This is a genomic window from Thermocrinis jamiesonii (assembly GCF_000702425.1).
GTDB classification, from domain to species: Bacteria; Aquificota; Aquificia; order Aquificales; family Aquificaceae; genus Thermocrinis; species Thermocrinis jamiesonii.
Genome location: NZ_JNIE01000004.1, coordinates 78,754 through 96,580, shown reverse-complemented (window position 1 = coordinate 96,580; position 17,827 = coordinate 78,754). Strand labels below are relative to the sequence as shown.

At 41.6% G+C, this 17,827-nt stretch carries 20 protein-coding genes; 4 read left to right on the top strand and 16 right to left on the bottom strand.

Annotation, left to right across the window (positions count from 1 at the left end; all coding sequences use genetic code 11):
• Positions 1-10: 10 nt before the first annotated feature.
• From K217_RS0104725 to K217_RS0104710, 4 genes are read left to right on the top strand one after another with little or no spacing between them, the layout of a single operon-like run.
• A complete protein-coding gene (locus tag K217_RS0104725) occupies positions 11-370 on the top strand; it encodes a histidine triad nucleotide-binding protein (RefSeq protein WP_029551982.1) in 360 nt (119 codons plus the stop codon).
• Complete coding sequence (locus tag K217_RS0104720; RefSeq protein ID WP_029551981.1) at positions 370-2,271, top strand: ATP-dependent DNA helicase; 1,902 nt, start codon at positions 370-372, stop codon at positions 2,269-2,271. Before K217_RS0104725 ends, K217_RS0104720 begins: the two co-directional genes overlap by 1 nt.
• The gene (locus K217_RS0104715) at positions 2,264-2,719 is read left to right on the top strand and encodes a TIGR00725 family protein (protein WP_029551980.1); all 456 of its coding nucleotides are present in this window, start codon (positions 2,264-2,266) and stop codon (positions 2,717-2,719) included. The genes K217_RS0104720 and K217_RS0104715 overlap by 8 nt, the downstream gene beginning before the upstream one ends.
• Before the next feature lie 33 nt (positions 2,720-2,752).
• Positions 2,753-3,106, top strand: coding sequence for a hypothetical protein (locus tag K217_RS0104710; RefSeq protein ID WP_029551979.1), 354 nt, complete (start codon positions 2,753-2,755; stop codon positions 3,104-3,106).
• Here the strand turns inward: K217_RS0104710 and K217_RS0104705 are convergent.
• The 16 genes from K217_RS0104705 to metK all read right to left on the bottom strand — a co-directional run bounded on the left by K217_RS0104705 (position 3,078) and on the right by metK (position 17,783).
• A complete protein-coding gene (locus K217_RS0104705; RefSeq protein WP_231476993.1) occupies positions 3,078-3,968 on the bottom strand; it encodes a glycosyltransferase family 9 protein in 891 nt (296 codons plus the stop codon). The two genes, K217_RS0104710 and K217_RS0104705, sit on opposite strands and share 29 nt — an antisense overlap.
• A 28-nt stretch (positions 3,969-3,996) precedes the next feature.
• Complete coding sequence (moaD, locus tag K217_RS0104700; RefSeq protein ID WP_029551977.1) at positions 3,997-4,233, bottom strand: molybdopterin converting factor subunit 1; 237 nt, start codon at positions 4,231-4,233, stop codon at positions 3,997-3,999.
• A gap of 2 nt (positions 4,234-4,235) precedes the next feature.
• Complete coding sequence (gene lepA / locus K217_RS0104695; RefSeq protein WP_029551976.1) at positions 4,236-6,017, bottom strand: translation elongation factor 4; 1,782 nt, start codon at positions 6,015-6,017, stop codon at positions 4,236-4,238.
• Between the two features lie 66 nt (positions 6,018-6,083).
• Positions 6,084-6,749 (bottom strand): OmpA family protein, encoded by a 666-nt coding sequence (locus tag K217_RS0104690; RefSeq protein WP_029551975.1) that lies wholly within the window; start codon positions 6,747-6,749, stop codon positions 6,084-6,086.
• 42 nt (positions 6,750-6,791) lie between these two features.
• On the bottom strand, positions 6,792-7,529 hold the full coding sequence (locus K217_RS0104685) for a ferredoxin reductase (RefSeq protein WP_029551974.1): 738 nt from the start codon (positions 7,527-7,529) through the stop codon (positions 6,792-6,794).
• Between the two features lie 8 nt (positions 7,530-7,537).
• Positions 7,538-9,973: a CBS domain-containing protein gene (locus tag K217_RS0104680; protein ID WP_029551973.1), complete on the bottom strand. Its 2,436-nt coding sequence runs from the start codon at positions 9,971-9,973 to the stop codon at positions 7,538-7,540.
• A 17-nt stretch (positions 9,974-9,990) separates the two neighbouring features.
• Positions 9,991-10,878: a DUF302 domain-containing protein gene (locus K217_RS07640; protein ID WP_038028114.1), complete on the bottom strand. Its 888-nt coding sequence runs from the start codon at positions 10,876-10,878 to the stop codon at positions 9,991-9,993.
• 2 nt (positions 10,879-10,880) lie between these two features.
• Positions 10,881-12,623 (bottom strand): thiosulfohydrolase SoxB, encoded by a 1,743-nt coding sequence (gene soxB / locus K217_RS0104670; protein WP_029551971.1) that lies wholly within the window; start codon positions 12,621-12,623, stop codon positions 10,881-10,883.
• 53 nt (positions 12,624-12,676) lie between these two features.
• Positions 12,677-13,339, bottom strand: coding sequence for a sulfur oxidation c-type cytochrome SoxX (soxX, locus tag K217_RS0104665; RefSeq protein WP_029551970.1), 663 nt, complete (start codon positions 13,337-13,339; stop codon positions 12,677-12,679).
• 3 nt (positions 13,340-13,342) lie between these two features.
• On the bottom strand, positions 13,343-14,182 hold the full coding sequence (gene soxA, locus K217_RS0104660) for a sulfur oxidation c-type cytochrome SoxA (protein ID WP_052178087.1): 840 nt from the start codon (positions 14,180-14,182) through the stop codon (positions 13,343-13,345).
• A 14-nt stretch (positions 14,183-14,196) separates the two neighbouring features.
• Complete coding sequence (gene soxZ / locus K217_RS0104655) at positions 14,197-14,523, bottom strand: thiosulfate oxidation carrier complex protein SoxZ (RefSeq protein WP_029551968.1); 327 nt, start codon at positions 14,521-14,523, stop codon at positions 14,197-14,199.
• 36 nt (positions 14,524-14,559) lie between these two features.
• Positions 14,560-15,003, bottom strand: a complete 444-nt coding sequence (gene soxY / locus K217_RS0104650) for a thiosulfate oxidation carrier protein SoxY (protein ID WP_029551967.1) — start codon at positions 15,001-15,003, stop codon at positions 14,560-14,562.
• 11 nt (positions 15,004-15,014) lie between these two features.
• The gene (locus tag K217_RS07485; protein WP_052178086.1) at positions 15,015-15,416 is read right to left on the bottom strand and encodes a thioredoxin fold domain-containing protein; all 402 of its coding nucleotides are present in this window, start codon (positions 15,414-15,416) and stop codon (positions 15,015-15,017) included.
• A 91-nt stretch (positions 15,417-15,507) separates the two neighbouring features.
• Positions 15,508-15,714 carry a hypothetical protein gene (locus K217_RS0104640; protein WP_029551965.1) on the bottom strand — a complete coding sequence of 69 codons (207 nt, stop codon included), beginning with the start codon at positions 15,712-15,714 and terminating at the stop codon, positions 15,508-15,510.
• A complete protein-coding gene (locus tag K217_RS0104635) occupies positions 15,715-16,644 on the bottom strand; it encodes a histone deacetylase family protein (protein WP_029551964.1) in 930 nt (309 codons plus the stop codon).
• Positions 16,641-17,783: a methionine adenosyltransferase gene (gene metK / locus K217_RS0104630; RefSeq protein WP_029551963.1), complete on the bottom strand. Its 1,143-nt coding sequence runs from the start codon at positions 17,781-17,783 to the stop codon at positions 16,641-16,643. Before metK ends, K217_RS0104635 begins: the two co-directional genes overlap by 4 nt.
• Between the last annotated feature and the right edge of the window lie 44 nt (positions 17,784-17,827).

The following is a 17,827-nucleotide window of genomic DNA, read 5'->3' as shown; positions in this document are numbered from 1 at the left end:
GTAAAAGAAGATGAAGGACTGTATATTTTGTAAGATTATCAAAAAGGAAGCGCCTTCAAAGGGTGTGTATGAGGACGATTTGGTGTATGCCTTCCACGACATAAACCCTGTGGCACCTATTCACATACTGATAGTCCCCAAAAAGCACATATTTGGCATTCAGTCTTTGGAACAGGAAGATGAACACATTGTGGGACACATGTTCTACGTAGCAAGGAAAATAGGGGAAGAGTTTGGATTAGCTTCTCCAGACAGCACAAAAGGTGGTTACAGGTTGGTCTTTAACGTTGGTGAGCACGCAGGTCAGAGTGTGTTTCATCTGCACCTCCACCTAATAGGTGGAAGATCTATGAGCTGGCCTCCTGGCTAATGCCTTTCCAACTTTACAACTTTCTGTTAAAGAAAGGACTTGAAAGAAGGCCAGCACAGGAGAGGTTTTTTCAAATTGTATCCCATACCATAGAAAAGGGTGGAATAAGCATAATTCAAGCACCAACGGGTACAGGTAAAACATACGGCTATCTTATACCTATACTGGAAAAAGGACAGAAAGCCATAATCTCAACAGGCACCAAACTTTTGCAGGAGCAGTTAAGAAGGGACATTGAAACTCTAAAAGTCTATCACTCTTACCTAACAGGAGAGGAATTGGACTACTTGGTTTTGAAAGGAAAGAGTAATTACCTGTGCCTTGATAGGTTCTACCAACTGCAATCCGATAAGAGACCTTCCCAGATAGAAGATATGCTGAAAGGTGAGTGGGATGGAGATTGGGAATTCGCGCATGTGGATGCGGAACTTTGGAAAGAGATCTGCGTAGAGGATGATTACTGCACTCCTCATTACAGAGGTATTTGTAAATACAGGGAAGAGTGTTATTATTGGAGTAGGTTAAAAAGAAGGGAGAGGAAGGCAAGGATCATTATAGTAAACCATGCCCTCTTGGCACTTAAGGAGTTTGAAAATCCAGAGGATAGACTTTTGGTAATAGATGAAGCCCACGAGCTTGATAAATACGTAACTTCCTCTTTAACAGACGGTGTATCTACTTACACCTTAAGGGTGGAGATAATGGAAAGAATAGCTCAGTTTTTGCCGGAGGCAAAGGCGGACGTGGAAGAGTTCTTTGAACGCCATTTTTCAAAGATGTTTAACGAAGATACACAGCAAATACCACTTAAAGACCTAAGCCCCTACTTAAGGGACTTTGAAGAGCTGATAATAAGACCAATAAACCTCTATTACAAAAGAATAAAGGAAAAGCTCATATCAGAGATCAAAAACTACCTTATCTCTAAACTGTGGATCAGTCTAAGACTTAGGGATTACCTTCAGCGGTCCAGTCTATTAAACTGGGAAGAATACTTTCAGCTTAACGTAAGCTTTGATGAACCTACAGAAGAAGAGGAAAGGGTCATAAAAAAGCTAAAAACTTACGAACTCTTGGAGAAAAAAATTCAAAGATTGAAGGACTTTTACAAAGTTATGAAATCGCCTCCCGCAGACATGGGATTTTCTGTTAGCAGAAGGTGGAGCAGTAGGCTCAAGGCTTTTAACTACAGATTGGAAAAATTTCCCGTCTTCCCAGCTGGATACTTTGACCTTAGTGGTTATAAGGGAGTGATCATAACCTCCGCTACAGTTGACCCAGAGGATCTTTACCAAACTATGGGCATAGTGGGGGAGTTTTACGACCTTCCTCACACATTTCCATATCACAGAGTGGAGTTTGTAGTTTATAACGCAAACCCAAAGGAGAAAGAAGAGTGGGAACAGTGCTTAAAACTGGCATACAAAAGATTAAGGACTCTCCACGATAGGGTTTTGGTCTTGCTGACAAATAAAGAACAGTTAGGACTTTTTAAAGACGAAGAAGGTGTAGCTATTCAAGGAGAAGACAGATTGTCTCTTCTCGTTGAAGCTCTAAGAAAGGGACAGATAAAGGCGCTTATTGGATTGGAAAGTCTTTGGTTTGGGATTGATGTTAAGGGGGAAAAGGGAATACTGATGGCTAAACTTCCCTTTGACAGCCCAGAAGATCCACTTATTTATCACAGAATAAGATACTTAAAAGAGATTGGGGAAGAACCTTTTGAATATCAAAAGATGAAGGCGCTTATAAAGTTTAGGCAGGGACTTGGAAGGATGATGAGAAGCTCTCAAGACTTTGGCACAATCATTCTGTGCGATAGAAGAATTTTCAAGTTCAAGGAGTTTAGGCAGGCGGTGGAAGGTCTTGGGATGAAGATAAAATATATAAGACATGTTTAGAGTTGTTGCTGTAATAGGATCCTCTCAGGCAAATGAAGAAGAATACGAAGTGGCATATCAGGTGGGTAGATTTTTAGCTAAAAAAGGTTTGGTAGTGGTCTGTGGTGGAAGGGGTGGTGTTATGGAGGCGGTTTGCAAAGGGGCAAAGGAGGAAGGGGGTCTGACTGTAGGCATAATGACTACCTACACTGGAGAGGAGGCAAATCCTTACGTGGATATCAAGATAAATACGGGTATGAACTGGAACAGAAATCCCATAGTTGTCGCCAGCGGAGAGTTTGTTATAGCCATAGGAGGACATTGGGGAACGCTCTCTGAAATAGCCTACGCTCTTATACTTAATAAGAGGATTCTAGGTTACAAAACATACAGTATGGAAGGGGTGGAACAAACAGAAAGCTTAGAGGCACTATTAAACCGTATAGAGTCTATACTTGCAAATTTGTAGAACTTGATTATCTTTCTCAGTTAGGAGATATTCATGGATAGAAGTGTTTTGATATTGGAGGATATGCTATTTAGAACTCTTTCAAAAGAGATAGAAGAAAGATACGAAGAGGTGATTTCTCTATACAAGCACGATCCTGAAATAAAAAACATAGCCAACACCATAAAGAGACTGTGCGATTACGTACTTGAAATTTACAAAAACATTCCAGACCCAACAAAAAAGCTCGATGATAACCTGTATTCAACCCTATACTACCTACTAAAGGACCTTGGTCTTACTTTGTATGATCTGACTATAGCGGAAGGCGAACAGCTCTATTACGTTATCTCCTCTGCCTATCAAAAGATAAGTGGTGCTAATGCCCTTCTTGAGAGATTAGTTTAAGCACTTCACTTGCTACCTCCTCTGGAGGGATGTTTAAGCATTCATAAGTTCCATACTTACATTTTCCCTTTCCGTGGAGGGTGCAAGGCTGACATGGTAAGTTTTTCACAAGAACTTTTCCTTCTTCTGGAAAGAGGGAAAAACCAAGGGTAGGATGGGTTCCCCCGTATATTTGCACCGCTTTGGTTTTTACAGCCCTTGCTATGTGCAAAAGCCCAGAATCATTTCCAACAAAAACCTTGGCGAGCTTTATGATACCCGCAGTATCTAAGAGGGAAAGCTTTCCACAGAGGTTTTCAAAACCATCCATTCCTTCACACTCTCCTTGGGCTCCTACAAAAACTACCCTAATGCCCTTTTCCCTTAACCTTTCCGCTACTTTTACGAAATGTGGATATCTCTTTTTCTTATACCTAGCTCCTGGAGATATGGCTACAAAACCTTCCCCGTAAATTTGCTTTAACCTATTGAGCCTATTTTCAGATAGGATGATGGAAGGTCTATATCCCTTTTCCCCTATGGCTCTTAGGTAAGAATCTACCACGCTGTAGGAAGTTCTAAGCGCTTTAAACTTAATAGCAAGCCTTCTTCTTATACTCTCTTTTGGATAGCTTCTCCAAAAGCCTCCTAACAGTAATCTAAGCATAAAAGTTTTTAGATTTTTGTGCATGTCCAAATACAGGTCAAAACCTTTAAGCCTTTCCAAGTTTTTGAAAAGTTCATCCTTTCTTAACTCTATTACTTCAACCCTGGGATCGTCCTTGAAGATTTCTCCGTAGGGGGTGTAGGTAAGCAGGTGTGGTTTAAAACCTCTTTTTATCAACGGTTCAAAAAGGCAGGAAGTTAGGACTACATCACCCAAAGAGGAAAATCTGATTATTAGAGCTTTTTTATCCACCGCTAACTGGGGGTATTACTGCAACCTTTTCTCCCCCTTTGAGTATGAAATCTTCTCCAATATATTCGTAATCTACCGCAAAAAGGCAAACCTTTAAAACATCTTTCAGCTGGGGGTATAGCTCAATAAGCCTTTCCCTGAGCTCTTTTACACTTCCTACAAAATCTAAGTCTTCCTCTTGCTTGCCTATCTTCTCCTTTAAGATGGCAAAGTAGAGAAGTTTTATCATCGTCAGTCCACCCTTAGCACACTTAGGAAGGCTTCCTGAGGAAGCTCTACCTTTCCAAACTGCTTTAGCCTCTTTTTACCTTCTTTTTGTTTTTCCAAAAGCTTCTTCTTCCTCGTTACATCCCCCCCATAACACTTGGCAGTTACATTGGCACGCAGTGGTGGTATTCTCTCAGAAGCTATTATTTTACTGCCTATCCCTGCCTGCACTTTAACCTCAAAAAGCTGTCTTGGAATTACATCCTTTAGCTTTTCTACGATCTGCCGAGCCCTTCTATAAGCCTTATCTCTATGAACTATGAAAGATAGGGCATCCACCGGTTCGTTGTTTATAAATACGTTTAGCCTTACCAAATCTTCCTTTCTAAAGCCTATAAACTCATAATCGTAAGAAGCATATCCCTTAGAGAGGCTTTTTACCTTGTCGTGAAAATCAAGAAGTATTTCACTAAGCGGCATTTCATACTCTAATATAGCGGTGTTAGGGTCCAAATACCTAAAGCTCTTTTGTATCCCTCTCTTTTCCTGACACAGGTTCATAATGCTTCCTACATATTCCTTTGGTGTGATTATGGTTATGCTTACAAAGGGTTCCTCTATGGCTTCTATAAGGCCCCAGTTTTCCGGAAGCTCAGATGGATTTTTTATCTCCTTCACTGTTCCGTTCTTAAATCTAACCCTGTATACGACGCTTGGTGCGGTTGTAATCAAACCTACACCGTATTCTCTTTCCAACCTTTCCTGCACGATCTCCATGTGCAAAAGTCCCAGAAAACCAACCCTAAAGCCCATGCCCAAGGCTGGAGAACTTTCTGGCTCATAATACAGCGCAGCGTCGTTTATAGCATACTTTTCCAAAGCATCCCTCAGCTCTTCAAAGGTGTATCCTTCAGAAGGGTAAAGTCCCGCAAAGACCATGGGTTTGGCAGGCCTAAATCCTGGCACTGCCTCCTTTGCAGGTCTTTTGGCGTCAGTTATCGTATCCCCCACCCTTATATCCCTCACATCCTTTATAGATGCTGCAATGTATCCTACCTCACCTGCGGATAACTTTTCAAACTTGGTCATTTTGGGCGTCTGTGCACCCACTTCTGTTACTTCAAACTCTTTGCCCGTTGAAAAAAGTCTTATCTTCGTGCCAGGCTTTACCTCTCCGTCAAAAATTCTGACAAAGGCTACCGCTCCTCTGTAGGGATCATAGTAAGAGTCAAAAATAAGAGCCTTTAAAGGTGCCTGAGGATCACCCTTTGGAGGTGGAATGCGCTTTATTATTGCATCTAAGATCTCCTCTATACCTATACCTTCCTTCGCAGAGGCAAGGATAACTTCATTTGGGTCCAATCCTAATATATCCTCTATTTGTTTTTTTACCCTCTCAGGCTGAGCTGCGGGAAGGTCTATTTTGTTTATGACCGGTATGATAACCAAGTCTTGCTCCACAGCCTTCCAAAAGTTGGCTACAGTTTGGGCTTCTATGCCCTGAGTCGCATCTACCAAGAGTAAGGCCCCTTCGCAAGCAGCTAAGGCACGAGAAACTTCATAAGAAAAATCCACATGCCCCGGTGTGTCTATAAGGTGAAGAACGTATCCCTTGTATTCCATCCTAACCGCTTGAAGCTTTATTGTTATCCCCCTTTCCCTCTCTATCTCTAAGGTATCTAGCATCTGTTCTTTTAGTTCCCTCCTTGAGACAGCGCCCGTAAATTCCAACAGCCTGTCTGCCAAAGTGGATTTACCATGATCAACGTGGGCAATAATGGAAAAGTTCCTGATCTTATCCAGCATGAAGTTAAAAATTATACCAATTTGAAAGAAAAGGGCATAAAGTGAGGCATTCGCCCCAATTTCTTTTTAGTGTATTATGAATACCTTAACAGCTCTCTGATCAGAGTATTTTTTACCCAATAAATCTGCTACTTCTTTTCCGTAAGATGCTATCCTCATTTTGCCTATATCTACGCCTTTTTGGGCTAAGTAGCTGGCAACCATCTGTGCTCTCCACATTGAAAGATTAAAGTTGTAGTTGGATGGTCCTCTTTTGTCCGCAAACCCAACCACCAACACTTCTTTACCCGATTCTTTTACTTTTCCAGCTATTTCGTCTAATTTACTTGCCTCCGAAGGTTTTATTTTGAACTTGTTAAAATCAAAATACACGGTGCCTACCTCTTCCAATTGCCACTTATAAGGTCCCACTTCGGGTTTAGGCGCTTCCACTCTTCTTCCCTCCAATGCTTTTATTCTCCTTTCATGATCGTCTGCTATCCCTTCCAGTTTCCCCACCCTTCTTTCTAAATCGCTAACCTTTTTGTTTGCTTCATTCGCAACTTTCAGAGCTTCTTCTGCAGATTTTTTCGCCTCCATTATAGCTTTAAAGTATCCCTCATAGCACTTGTCCAGCATATACTTTGAATAAACTTCCTTTGGGCTACCGCATGGGTCCAACTGCTTTTCTTGCGCGCTTTCAGCAAACACCACCCCACCCATTAGTAGTAGTGCTAAAGATAGCTTTCTCATTCTTCTACCTCCTTATTTACTATTATTGAAATTAATTGAAATTTAATCATACTTTTCCTTCTTTATGCTTTCTTTATCCACACCCAACCTTTCAAGAATACAGCTCATATCGTCCACAAAAGCTGGTGGGCCACACAGATAATAGACTTTACCGCTTAATTCCCCAACTTCCTTTTTTATCATATCCTCGTTTATTCTTCCAGTATAACCATTCCAACCTTCAGGTGCGCCCCTTGTAAGAGTATGAACAATCTTGATGTTTCGGTGTTTTTTCATAGCCTCAAGCTCATCCCTGTATATGATCTCTTCGTAATGGGTGTTTGAATAAAGGAGCGTAGCAAACACATCAGAAAGGCCTGCATCTACTATATACCTTAGCATACACATAAGGGGCACTATACCACTACCTGCTCCTATGAGCACTATGTTTTTGGAAATTTCTGGTAACCATACAAACTTCCCGTAGGGACCCTTTATTTTAAACCTGTCTCCTACCTTAACTTCCTGTGTAAGAACAACAGAAGCCTTTCCTTGTGGTGTGCGCTTTATGGTAAGCTCTAATACGTTTTTTTTAGTGGGAGGATTAGCTATAGAATATGCCCTTTTTAATATTTCTCCTGTGTTTGGATAAGGAACCTGAAGCATAACGTACTGTCCGGGATAAAAGTTAAACTCTATGCCGTTTAGAGCGAAAACAAGGGTCTTTGTGGTGGGCGTTTCAGTTTTAATTTCAACTATTGGCGCTTCAAATTCGACTATGGGAAGCTTTTTAAGTTCCATGGATGAAATTATATACTATCCATTAGTTTTAGCTTTTCCGATTCTATAGCCATTCCTAACTCTTTGCCTTTCAAACCCGCAAATTTTGATACATCTACCTTGACCTTACTGAGCTTTTCCATGTATAGAACTACTTTTTGTCTTACCCTGTCGTCAAGCGCAATAAGTAGATAAAAGGGTTCGTGGAATCCTTTGAGGGTTAAGTAGATTTCGGAATTTTTGTTAGCTTGTTGGAGTTTTCTTATTATTTCGTTAGCTTGTGTTTTATAAAGGGTGTATAGCTCCCTTACCCAACCGGGTGCGCTCATCCTTATCAAAAAATCTTCCCCTTTTACATTTTGCAAAAGTATTATCAGGTATAACCATCCATACTCTATAACCCTGTCTGGGAATTCTATGCGATGCCATACGATAATTTCCCTCAACTTTTCAAGTTTTTCTTCTAAGTTAGGTGTCCATTGGAAGTCTTCTATCAACTGTTCTAAGATCCTATACTCTCTGTATAGCCTTAAGATGTTGAGAAGTTTTTCCTCTCTGAACACAAGCTTTAACTCGTTTAAAAGTCTGCCTTTTGGCGCATGCTTGATAATACCTAAGGATAAAGCATTTTTTAGAGCTTTCTCAGTGCTTTTGGACAACTTGAAATCAAACCTACCTGCAAAGCGCAAGGCTCTGAGTATTCTAACTGGGTCCTCTATGAAGCTAAGGGGATGTAGTATTCTTATTAACTTGTTCTTTAGGTCCCTTAGCCCGCCAAAGTAGTCTATTAATGTTCCAAAATCATCTTCCATGATTGATATGGCCATAGCGTTTATGGTAAAGTCCCTTCTTAGAAGGTCCTCTTTTATGGAAGCTGGTTCCACTTCGGGATATGCGCCGGGATGGGGATAGGTTTCCCTTCTTGTGGTGGCAAACTCAAGCTTAAAATCTCCCACTTTCAAGTGGGCTGTTCCAAACTGGGGAAAGGGATGGATATTTACACCATAAAGCTCTGCTACCTTTTTGGCAACTTCTAAGCCATTCCCTTCTATAACAAAGTCCAGGTCCCATATATTTTTTCCCATAAGTATGTCCCTGACCACTCCCCCCACAAGGTATCCTCTAAAGCCAAGCTCTTTACAAACTTCGCCCACCTTCTTTGCTATTTCTTCCACCTTTGAAGGAAGCTTTACCTTTTTATGCAAAGACTTTAAGGGCTGAGTTTGTTTTCTTATAGCTTGCATCAGATCTAACCGGGTAACCACACCAACCAACTTACCATTTTCTAACACCGGTATTAACTTTTCACCAAAAGTAGAAAGGATCTTTTCCGCATCCCATATAAAATCTTCTGTGGAGAGAGTGTGAAAGTCAGACTGCATAAAGTCCTTTACTTGCCTTGAAGGAAAGAGCTTATGAACCTTCAAAAGCACTTTCTTATAAACCACACCTACCAATCTACCCTTCTCGTCTACTACAGGAGCACCTGCATAGTTTCTTTTCGTAAGTTCAAAAAGAGCCTGCTCTACTGTAAGATCTTCTTTGACTGCAAAAGCTGGAGTGTTCATAATATCCTTTACCTTTATGGCAGGGTTTTCTCCTTTTAGCACCTGCACCAAGATAGTTTTGACTCTCTCTGCCTCCACATTTTCTAACTTTACTGCACTGGCAAAGGAATGACCTCCTCCTCCAAACACTTCCAAAACCTTTGAAGTGTCAAATTTATCTTTTAATCCTCTTCCAAAAAGGTAAGTTTTACTTCCCGCAGAAACTATGACGAAAAAGGCGTCTGAATCTTTTATGTCCTCTAACCTGTATATGACCTGCAAAAATTCTGGATTATAGTCTTCGGACTTTAGAACAAAGATCGTTATCTTGGAATCATTTAAGAAAAGTTTTTCAACTGCAGTCAAACTCTTAGCTAAAAAATCTATCTCATCTCTACTTAAGCTTTCCCTAAGGTATTCTCTTATAGTTCTCAAAGAGGCACCCATTTTCAAAAGCCAAGCTAAAGCCAACGCATCTCTTTCTGTGGTGCCCTCATAAGTCAAACTACCCGTATCCTCGTATATGCCAAAGGCTAATATGGTTGCATCTTCTGGAGATATTCTTTTGTTTAACCTCTGAAGCTCTTCTACAATAAGCGTTGTTGCACTTCCTACCATATCCACTTTACCTTTAAACCCTTTTGGAGCCTTGGGATGATGGTCGTATATGTAGATCTCTTCTACTTGAAAAGATTTATAATCCTGTAAGTTGTGGCTATCCACCAACACTAAGTCAAACTTCTGTGGCAGTTCCTCCACTACCCTGAACCTATCTCTGAACCTCTTGAATACCTCACTTGCTTTTCTTGAAAGCAAAGAGGGTTTCAAAAGATAAGCATCATCGTAAAGAAGCAAAACGCCGTAAGCGGTAGAGAGGGCATCCAAGTCTGCCCCCTCTTCTAAAATGACAACCTTCACAAGTATTTATTTTAAGGTTACTCACCCTTTGCTTCTTTTATGGCAGATTTTATATCTTGATCCGCTTTGCGGAATATCTCAGCCTTCTCTTTGCTCATGTGTTTTTCGTAAGACTTTAAAAGGAAAGGTATGTTTATGTATCCCACACCCACCGAACCGTCAGGTTTTTCGTAAACATAAACCCTGCAGGGTGCTAAAGTGCCAAATTGGGGAATATCCTTAAGTATTGCCTCTCCGTAAGATAGGTTACACGCTAAGAATATGGAAAACTTTGGAGATTCTTCGCTAACATCCAACACATCCAACACGTTCATATTTACCCCGTCAAGGGATGTCTTAAAAAGTATCTTGAAATCGTCGTAGGCTAAATTTTTAACTTCCTCTTCATAAACCAGTTCTTGGTTTATAGCTTGCATCTTAGCAGGTTTTAACCTTACACCGCTCATTTGGGTTAAGACAAGCCTAATATTTCTATAAGTCTTTTTTATCTCCATCCTTTCCTCTTTGGTAAGCTTGTGTCCATACTTAGAAAGAAACATATTCTCGTTTATTATCGTAGCGTATATTTTACCATTCTCCTTTGATTGATGAACCGCAATGCTACAGGGAATGACGTTGCTCAAAGCTGGCGCTTTTGTGAGAATTTCCTTCATCTTGGGCGTTTCACAACCAAAGATAACATAGTAGTTTGGAAATTCGGTAGAACCTCTCGCCCTTATAGCATCGGAGATGGTTAAAACTCTTATAACTTTTACCTGTCTTCCTTCCATTCCTTCTTTTAACTTATCCACCGCCTTTTTGAAGTCCTTTTCCCTTAGGGGATAGGTCAGATACATTGCCCTTATAGGGTCTTTGGCAAAAGAAAAGAGAAAGAGCAGGAGGGTAATTAAAAGCACCTTTACCATTTTTACCTCCAAAAGCAATCTGTGTTGTAGGGATGGTCTAAAACCTTCACGTTTGGCTTCCTCTCAACCACTATCTCCCTCTTTTTCTTTATGTAGTTTATCACGATATCTCTGATATTTACCTTTTCTGGTTCCACTCCTGGAGGTGGTGGTCCGCCATAAACTGCTACAAGGTATTCCTTGTCCGCTTCAAGAGGTTTGCCCTTTATTCTCACGTTTCTTATTCTTTCCCCTTGCTTGGCATTTATCTTCAGTTCGTACTCCACTCCATATATCCTTGACATATCTCCACCTTGCTGATAGAGTGGGTTTGGGTTGAATACGTTATCCGCTATGTCCTCCCAAAGCACCAAAAGGTCTCTTCCCTTTCTCCTTAGGAGGAAAACCTCAGGGTAAGTTATACCAAGCACATTATACACGTCCTCCACTCTGATGGGACTGTTGGGAAGAACTGCAGGACCCCATCTATAGCCCGGAGAAGTTGCGACGTCCAAGGACATTACCGCATCCACTCCATGGAAATAATCTGCCAAAGCTTCTCCTATCAACCTGTCCCAAGTGCTGTAAAGTGTGTCTCTCTTGTAAAGGAACGTGCGCGTTGTGCCTATTACTGTGTTGAATTCCTTTTCGTAAGGCTTATACCACTTTTGCACAAGCTCCTTAGCTCCTTTGTCCTCGGGTATTACCTCCGACAGAACAGGTATTAGCTTAAACCTGTATCCTACAAGCTTACCTTTACTGACTTCCAAGTCCATTCTTCCCACAAACTTTCCATGGCTACCCGGAGATACTATAAGCGTGTCCCCAACTTTCACAGGCGCAGGTGTTACATCGTGGGTATGTCCAGAAATAACTATGTCTATTCCTTTTACTATTTTCATCAGCGCTATGTCTAAGGGTAGTCCATCGTGGGACAGTAGAATGACCAAATCTACTTTGTGCTTTTCCCTCAGCTCATTTACGTAATTTTGAAGCTCCTCTGGTCTTACTCCAAACCTCCAACCTTCTGTGTAAACCCTTGGATTAGCTATGGGAGTGAATGGGAACGAGCTACCTATTATTCCAACCTTAACACCATTTACCTCCCTTACATCGTATGGGGGGAATATAAGGTCTCCAAAAAGGTCATCAGTTATGTTGTAGGAAATAAACTTTGCCTTCAGGTGTTTATTGACAATTTCCAAAAACTTTTCCTTTCCTACTGTAAAGTCCCAGTGCCCCACTATGTAGTCATAACCTATGTAGTTTAGCCAATCTACTACTGCCATTCCATCTGTTTTTAGGGATATACCGGATGTAACCCAAGTGTCTCCACCGTCAAGAATGAGACACTTGTCCCTTCCCCTTTGTTGCACAATGGTCTTTATCACAGTAGCCATTTGTGGAGCACCACCCGTCTTTCCGTATTCTCTTGCAAGCCTTATAAAGCTACTGCAAGTCATAGTGTAAGCTTCCACACTGCCGGGTTTTATGTTGTAATACTTCATAAATTCCGTTCCAGTTAGAAAACCAGGCGTTCCCCTTAGCTCGTTGGGAGCTAACAAATTCATGGGCTCTGGGAAATATACTGGCTTTAAGTGTCCATGAATATCCGAAGTAAAGATCAAAGTAAGGTTTCCGTAACTTTTAAAGTCTAATAGTTCTTCAAAAGAGGGCTTTCTCCTTTTTGCAAAAGACGTTCCACCAAGAGCGATTAAACCCAAAAAAGCAGAACTTTTCAGCAATTCCCTTCTTGAGATTGCCATGTTCGCCTCCTCTTTTTAGTTTAAAAAGCGGGGAGTAGCCCCGCAAAGGTGCTTTACTTGTTTACAGGAGAGTCAGGATGTAGTAAGAAAGTCGCTATATTTATTATATCCTCTGGGGTAAGAGCGCCGTGATACCCAAACCTGGGCATAGACGAGCAGGGATACAAAGACCAAGCGTTGTAGATGATGTTATACACGGTTTTCAGCTTTTCCAAGCCTTCGGGTGTGTTCATATTCTCTTTGGTAATGCCATACCTTTTGCCATAACCTGTAAGCTGGGGACCCATCGTTCCACCGGGAACTCCCTTTTCTATAAGGTGGCAAGCATAGCAGTTTCCACCCTTATCTGTAGGTTTGTCGGAAAAACCATAAGTTGCAAACCTTCCACCCCTTGAACTATTCACGAGCTTTTTACCCTCATTCCAATCTCCCCAGTATATACCCCACTGTGGATACTTTATATTTTTTGCTTCAAGCTCCATCACCCTTTGAATTTCCTTTGCAGGCATTGCCTCTCTGGATGGATACTTAGAGCATATTTTTTGGGATTCGTCTTGATTGAGCTTCCACGCAAACCTTGGATCCTGATCTAGCCCACTTTTTAGCACTGCCATTACTTCTTCTTCTTTCACAGATTCTTTTTGTTTTTGCTTAGATACAGCGATAAGTGGCAAACCAGCTATTAACAAGCTTGCAATCAAAACTCTTTTCCTCATCTTTTACCTCCCTATACCTGGTACTTTTATTTCGGTGCCGTTGCCGGTAGCATACAGGAATGTGGATAGAGCAACTGCTAAGTCCGAATGGGGTTCAAAGGTGGGCCATCTCATCTGTCTTATACACTCCGCATATCTGTAATGCATGGTCATAGGCTGAGACCATCTTACCAAGTATTTGGGGAATATAGAGACAGCCTTTCCAGCTTCCCCTGGTCTGTCCGCACTCCAAAGACGGGTTGCTCTTATTCTCGCTTCTTTTTGCCCCGCATGACAGGTAGCGCAGTTAAAGTCCCAAGGTCCAAGCCTTGTATAGTAGATCCTCTTTCCTATCTCGTACATTCTCTTAACTTGAGGATCCTTGAGATTTACGTTTATCTTATATCCGTTGGAAGCCATGGAGATATACATAACTATTGCATCATACTCTCCCATACACTGCCTTTTACCCCAGCACTCTTTTGCAAACTTTTTAACCTGGTCTGGTGTCATACCTGCATACTGCTGTAGACACCAACCAATCCTTGTCTCAAGGTCCATTACCTTTTTGGCATCTGGAAAGTATCGTGGAAGTTGGGCAAGGGCTCCCTCTATCTTTCCTGGTCCCAAACCAAAATCACACTTGTCAAGATTATACTTCTTGAACGCTTCCTTACCCATTTCAGCCCATATCTCCCCTGGGTTTATCCCTTCGGCCAGCATTCTGTTGAACTCCTGAACAAGCCTTATTTCCTCTTCAGGGGAAAGCTCTTGGTCTTGGGCTTTTGCGTGCTTATAACCTACAAAGCCAGCCCCCAAAAGGCTGGTGAGGACAGCACTCAGAAGAATAGCTTTCTTACCCATGGTTTAAACCTCCTTTACACCACTTTTATATCTGCGGTTTTTTCCCATTTGCCTCCTTTGTTGTCTTCATAGGCTATCTTTATTACCCCAGATTCCTCCACCTTAAGAGGCAGTGCTATAAAGGGATTGGCACTCACTCCCGCTCCCATGTTCATCTCGCTAACTACTCTGTCGTTGTAAAGAAGGACGAGCTTGGTTAAGTTGTGGGGAGGCACTTCTTGCCCAGTTTGCGGGTCCTTCCTCGGTGGCGTCATAGGATGGGTAATAACCATTTGGACTCTGATGATTTCACCCTTTTTTGCTTCCTTTGGCACACGAACTATAGCGGTCCCTATAGCCATACCACACCTCCTTTATGTTTGATTTAAAAAACTTTATTAACCACAACCTCCGGCGGTAACCTTAACCTCTTTTGTTGCCATTACAAAGGTTCCGTCCTTTAGCTGAAGAATAGCTCTAACGTTGGAAGTTCCTCCCATCTTTATCCTTGTAGAAAGATAAACCTTTCCATTTTCTGGAGTAAACTTTACATCTGCGATCCACGGTACGGGATTTTTGTCCACAAAGATCCAAAGCCTTTCTACCTTATCTACAGGAATGGTGGATTCTACCGTTATTGGCACGTTCGCTCCAGATTCTGCGATGGTTGGGGCGGTTAGCTTGATATCTGCACTTTCTTTGATGGCACTTAGATCAACCCCTATCCTTTTCTTAATCTCTTCCTCTAACTTGGAAGAGGCAAAGGCTGGCTTGATTGCTGGCGCTAGGGTTAGCCCAGCTACCGCCACTGCACTTAGCAGTAAAAACTTCCTTCTGTTCATGGCTTAACCTCCTAACAGGTTTTTATGTTATAAAGCTTGCAAGCTTTGTTTATGGTTTTCAGATAGTCCTCTTTTGGTCTGCTACCAAAGATCAAACCAACTACCTTATCTGTTTTTGGGTCATATATCACAACGGTGGGAGTTCCTGGCACACCAAACTTTCTGGCTAACTTGCTTCCTTCATCTGACCTTATGTCTAACTCTACAAACACGAAGTTGGAGAGCTTTTTAAACACTTCCTCATCTGAAAAAACAAAGTCCTCTACCTGCGCACAGTAAGAACAAAACTGGCTTTTAAAGTAGAATACAACCAACTTGTTTTCAGATATAGCCCTATTTATTTTATCATCGGCAAAAGCATTTCCATATAAGAGCAATCCCACAACCAGCAGCTTGATGATAATGCTTATCATAAAAAATAATATAAAAGCATGCTAAAAGAGCTTCATTAATTTTTTCTTATACTGGTTTTAAAAAAACTTATATAACCTTTTTAGAATATTCTCATAGAGGAAATCTTTTGTGCTTAAGGTAGTAAAGTAAGGTGAGGATGACCAAAGTTAAGGTAATCAAACCTGCTATTGGGAAAGCTAATGGTCTATTTATTCTGAGGAACGTATCAAGGAGCAAAAGAAACAGAAGGTAAAAGCCATAAGCAACTAAGAGGAAAGAGAGGAATTGAAAAAGATAATGTTTTATCCGTTTTAGCATTTATGCCTCCAGCATCTTCTCTATGGTCAAAGCTACCGATTGGGCTAAGGCTTTTAGGTTGTATCCTCCTTCAAGGGCGAAGAGAATTGGAATGTTTAAATCCTTTGCGGTTTTTAAGATGTTTTCCACGATCTTTCCTATACCTTCTGTGCTTACGTTCAAAAAGGTTAGGGGATCATCTTTGTGTATGTCATACCCTGCGGAAACTAAGAGGAACTCCGGTGAGTATTCTCTTATGAGCTTCGGGACAAGTTTTGAGTATATCTCTTCAAACTCCTTGTCTCCTGCTCCTGCACTAAGAGGAACGTTGTAAGTATATCCATAGCCTTTGCCTACTCCCCTTTCTTCTGCTGAACCTGTGCCTGGATAGAAGGGATACTCGTGAGAGGAAAAGTAAAAAACTCTATCCTCTTCGTAAAAACTTCTTTGCGTGCCGTTTCCATGGTGGGCATCAAAGTCTATGATAAATACCCTGCTTAGACCCTTTTTCAAAAGGTAGTGAGCCCCGATTGCTATGTTGTTAAATAGGCAAAATCCCATAGCCTTTGACCTCTCCGCATGGTGCCCTGGTGGTCTTATAGCACAAAAAACCGCTTCCACCTCTTTTGAGAGCAGGCTGTCTATGCCTTCCAATACCGCACCTACAGCGTGGAGCGCTACTTCGTAAGATGGGCCGTATGCGTATGTGTCTGGGTCTAAGTATCCACCTCCAGCCAAACAAAAGTCGTGAATCTCTTGGATGTAGCCTATATCGTGGTTTAGGCTAACCTCTTCTACAGAAGCCCTTCTTGGCTTTATCTTTATTACGTGTTTGAATAGGCCTCTTGCTTCTAACTCCTGCACTATGCATATGAGTCTGTCTTTGTTTTCCGGGTGCCCCCTTTGGTTGTGTTCCAAGTATATGTCATCGTATATCAGTCCAGTTTTCATGAGTTTATGCTTCCTCCTAACTTTTCTGCTAACTCCTCCAACTTGGTAAGCTTTTCCCAAGGTAATTCTTCTTTGCCAAAGTGCCCATAACATGCGGTCTTTTTGTATATGGGTTTTCTCAGATCCAAAAACTCTATCATTCTCCTTGGGTTAAGCGGAAAGATTTCAAGAAGGGCCTTTTTTATTCTTTCCTTTTCTATTCTTTCTGTTCCATAAGTTTCTATGTCAAAGGCTATAGGCTCGCTAACACCAAAGGCATAAGCAAGCTGAACCAAACACCTGTCTGCGTAGCCACCGGCTACCACGTGCTTTGCCATCATCCTTGCCAAATAAGAAGCGCTTCTGTCAGTCTTTGTAGGATCCTTTCCGGAAAAGGCACTTCCTCCAGAATAGGCGGTATCTCCGTATGCGTCGGATACTATTTTCCTACCTGTTTGCCCCACGTCTGCAACAGGACCTCCCAAAACAAACCTTCCAGAAGGATTTACCATTATCCTCGTTTCTTTGCTGATGTATCTACTTGGCACAACCTTTTTTACCGCTTCCTCTATAAGGAAATCTCTTAGCTTTTCAAGGGACACGTCTGGGTCATGCTGAACAAAGAGAATGATATCCTTTACAAAGATAGGAGAGTTGCCTTCGTATGCTACCGTTACCAAAGCCTTTCCGTCCGGTCTTATAAACGGTGCTTTTCCTAACTTTCTTAACTCCGCTATCTTTTTAGCTAAGCTATGGGCAACGGTTATGGGAAGGGGCATGTAGTTTTCTGTTTCGTTGCAGGCATAACCAACCACCGTAGCGGTATCCCCCGCTCCTTCCTGAGATAGTCCCAAGACTATGTCTGGGCTTTGCTCTTCTATGGAAATTATCACCGCCGAAGCATCCGCATCAAAACCAAGTTCAGGTTTGTTATATCCTACTTCTTTTATTATGGACCTTACCACCCCTGGAATATCCACATAACCTTCCGTTGATACATGGCCCGCCACAAAGGTCATGCCTGAAATTACCATAACTTCTAAGGAAACTCTACTGTAAGGGTCTTTCTTTATAAACTCATCCAAAAGGGCATCTGCAATCAAGTCTGCCAGCTTGTCCGGGTGTCCCTCTGTGGGAGACTCCGCCATTCTAATTTGCATGAAATTATTCTATCACATTTAAAATAATTTTATTGTGTTCAACA